The 3,788-nt window shown below is 63.2% G+C and carries 2 protein-coding genes; one reads left to right on the forward strand and one right to left on the reverse strand.

Annotated features, from left to right (window positions below; translation table 11 throughout):
- Positions 1-71: 71 nt before the first annotated feature.
- The gene (locus tag AUC71_RS02365; protein ID WP_069622982.1) at positions 72-425 is read right to left on the reverse strand and encodes a 2Fe-2S iron-sulfur cluster-binding protein; all 354 of its coding nucleotides are present in this window, start codon (positions 423-425) and stop codon (positions 72-74) included.
- A gap of 481 nt (positions 426-906) precedes the next feature.
- Here AUC71_RS02365 and AUC71_RS02370 point away from each other — a divergent pair, with 481 nt between their 5' ends.
- Positions 907-3,633, forward strand: a complete 2,727-nt coding sequence (locus AUC71_RS02370) for an autotransporter outer membrane beta-barrel domain-containing protein (protein WP_069622983.1) — start codon at positions 907-909, stop codon at positions 3,631-3,633.
- The last annotated feature ends 155 nt before the right edge of the window (positions 3,634-3,788 follow it).

Here is a 3,788-nt window from a genome sequence, read left to right on the forward strand (position 1 = left end):
CGCAAGCTCTCCGCCGCCCACGACGAGCGGCGGCTTGCCCTCGAAGCTCACGAAAATGGGGAAGGTGCGCATCAGCCGACGCCTCCCACGGCAACGGGCTCGGCAGCGTCCGCCAAGCTCTCGGGCGCCAACTCGACCTCGAGCCCGTCGAGCTCCGGCGTCATGATCAGCTGGCAGCACAGGCGTGAGCGCTCATCGACCTGGAAGGCGCCGTCCAACATCTCCGATTCCTCGTCGGTCGGCGGCACGAGCTTGGCGACCCAATTCTCGGCGACCCAGACATGGCACGTGGCGCAGGCGCAAGCGCCGCCGCACTCCGCCTTGATCGGCAGACCCCAGTCGCGGATCACCTCCATCACACGCCAGCCCTCGAGCGCTTCGAGGCGATGGGTGGAGCCGTCCGGCAGGCGCACGTTGATGAACATGACTAAGCAACCTCCGCAAAGCGCTGCGGTTCAATCGAACGGCCCGTGTACTGGGCAAGGCGCGGCGTCGCAAGCCCGTGCCAATGCACGGACGCCGATGCGCCAATGGCCGCGCCGCTGAAACTTCCACCGGTCGTCATGTCGTGTTCCCAGTCATTCTTGGTTCAGGGCGCGCCACCGTCCTGAAGATGGGGCAGATTAGCGAAAAATCATTCCCCAAAGAAGCGGCGAGAGGAGAAAAAACGAAATATGGTTCCCAAATGGCTCGCCTCTAGGAAGGACTTTCCTGTTCGGTGATAATTCGCGGGTTGAAATCTCCTCGCCGGCCCCCGGATGGAAAAGTGTTCCCCCAGAGCAACAACGGAGCAAAATGGCGCTGAATCGGCGAAGGCCCTGTGGATTAGTCCCTTCGGGAGGCTGGCTGGGAGCCCGGATTCTCCGCAAAATTGCCCAAACGGGGCATTACCTTTGGGGGGAAGTCATGGGCCGTCATCATCACCGCAGGCGCGGTGCGGAAGTTTATGCGGCTGACGCGCCAAAAGCACCGCCCCAAACGCCATTTCGTTTCGCACGGCCGAACCGGCGGCTCCTTCTCGCAGGCACCGCGCTCGCCACCACGCTGCTCGTGACGACCGCCGCGCCGATGCCCGCCGAGGCGCAGCAAGCCGTGTTCATCCCCCTCTCGCCCATTCCCGTGGTCCTCAATAACAATGACGACTGCATCTTTCCCGGCACCTGCGCGCTTATCGACACGGTAGGAATCGGCGCTTTCATCGACTTCACCAACTCCGGCAACTTCGCCACGGCGGGGCCAGCTGCCATCGGCATCTCGACCAATACCGCCGCGATCTTCGGTTCAATCGAGGTCAACAACTCCGGCGACATCGCCACCGCCGGCCTTGTCGCGATCGGCATCGAAGCGCTCACCTTGGCGCCGTTCAGCCCGATCAACATCAACAATAGCGGCGATCTCGCTACCGCAGGTCTGGGATCGGTTGGCATATTTGCGTCCAGCATCTCGCGCAATAGCCGCGTCACCATCACCAACAGCGGCAACATCGCCACGACCGGAATCGATGCATTCGGCATCTACGGCTATACCGGCGGCCGCAACAGCGATCTGTCCATCACCAACAGCGGCACATTGGCGACGCGCGGGATCAATGCAGATGGCATCTACGGGGAGACGGTAGGCCGCAGCAGCAATCTCACCATCGAGAACAGCGGCGAAATCTTCACCCGCGGACGACGCGCGGAAGGCATCTACGCGACGACCCGAGGCTCGGGCAGCGATCTTACCGTCGTCAATAGCGGCAGGATCGAGACGCAGGGACGATCTTCCGAGGGGATCGACGCCTTCGGCTACGGGGTCGGCAACGATCTCCTGATCGTCAACAGCGGCAATATCACCACCCAAGGCTTCTACTCCGAGGGCATCTTCGGCGGAACCTCGGCGAGAGGCAGTGCCGTGACGATCAACAACAGCGGCCGCGTAGAGGCCGCCGGCGGTCTCGGCTTCGGCATTGTGGGCACGACGGCCGGGGCCTCCTCGCCGATCAGGATCGAAAACTCCGGTGACGTTTTCGGCAGCACCGTGGCCATCTACGCGGGCAGCAACACCTCGACCACAATCCTCAACAGCGGCAAGATCTCGGCAGGCAGCGGGCTCGCCATCGCTACCGCAGGCGCACGCACCAGGATCGAGAACACGGGTCTCATCACCGGCTTCGTCGACCTGACCGGCAGCAGCGATACCTTCAGGAACATGGCGGGCGGCGAATTCAACGCAAGCCAGACCAGCGACTTCGGCGGGGGCACGGACCTCTTCGCCAACGAGCCCGGCGGCACGCTGCGCGCCGCCGACGACTTCAACGCGAGCGAGGAGACCAGGTTCGTCGGACTCGAAAGGTTCGAGAACGAGGGCTTGATCACCATGGTCGACGGCAAGCCCCGGGACGTGCTGCGGCTATCCAATACGCCGGGCGGAACCAACCTCAGCTTCTCCGGCACGGGTGGCGGCAAGTCCAGACTGGCCATCGATACGTTCCTCGGTGGGCCCGGTTCGACCTCCGACGTGCTCGTGGTCGAAGGCAACACAAGCGGCCGGACCCGGATCGACGTCAACAACACCAACCGGTCCTCGGCGCGCTTCGATCCCGTGGGCATCCCCGTGGTGTTCGTGGACGGCAAGGTCGACGCCAAGAACTTCTATATCGACAAGCCCATCGATGCGGGCTTTTTCGATTACGACCTGTTCTTCGTGCCCACAGGCTCCGGCTTTTTCGAGCTGAAGAACCACACGGGTGGCGGCGCCCATGTCCTGCCGCAACTGGTCACCGTCACCCACGATACGTTCCACAACACGACGGAGACGTGGTTCGATCAGAGCACCGATCTGCGGGTCCTCCTAGCGCGCGGCAATCTCTGCGACGATCCGGGACGCGAAGAGGACGTCGTGCGCTGCCAGGAGCTCTACAACTTCACGCCGGGCGTATGGGCGCGCGGCGCCGGCAGCTGGTTCGATATCGACGACAGCGCGACCACCAAGGCCAACGGCCGGACCTACCGCCACGACCTCAAGCGAGATCTCGATATTTGGCAGGTCCAGTCGGGTATCGATTTCGGCAAGCGCGACTTGTTCGTCGACGGCGACGTTCTCGTCCTCGGCGTGCTCGGCGGCGCGGTGGAATCGACTCTCGAATATGAAACGCTGGTGCGCAGATTCCAGGTGAGCAGCCTGGAGGCCGGCGCCTACGCCACCTATCTGCGGGGCGGACTATTCGTAGACACGCTGTTCAAGACCCTATTTTCCACAATCGATACCGATGACGTGAGAGGTTTCCCCAACGAGCTCGACAGCACCACTTACGGCTTCCGCACCGACACGGGCTATCGCTTCGGCGGCATGCGGCCCGGTCCGTTCATCGAACCGCTCGCCACGATCGCGGTCTCGTGGACGCATATCGACGACTTTGCGCTCGACGGCAACGCTATCGACTTCGACGACGACGAGGACGTGCGCGGGCGCGCATGCGCCTCGGCACCAGCACCGAAGTATGGGAGGGGACCACGATGGAACCCTTCGTCGTGGGCAGCGTGTGGGGCTCGTTCTCGGGCGACCACAACGCCACCCTCACCTCCACGGGACGTGACTTCCAGCTCGTCGACGAGACGGATGATGTTTGGGGCGAGGTCTCGGCCGGCGTGAACTTCTTCAATCCCGGCGCACAGACCGCCGTGTTCGCCAAAGTCGACTACGTCTTCGCCGACGAAGCGCAGGGCGCCACCGTCAAAGGCGGCATGCGCTACAATTGGTAGGGGACTCGCCGCTGTTCCATCTGCTCGATTGTCATGCCCGCGAAA

This window comes from Methyloceanibacter marginalis, from assembly GCF_001723295.1.
In the GTDB taxonomy this organism is placed as follows: Bacteria; Pseudomonadota; Alphaproteobacteria; order Rhizobiales; family Methyloligellaceae; genus Methyloceanibacter; species Methyloceanibacter marginalis.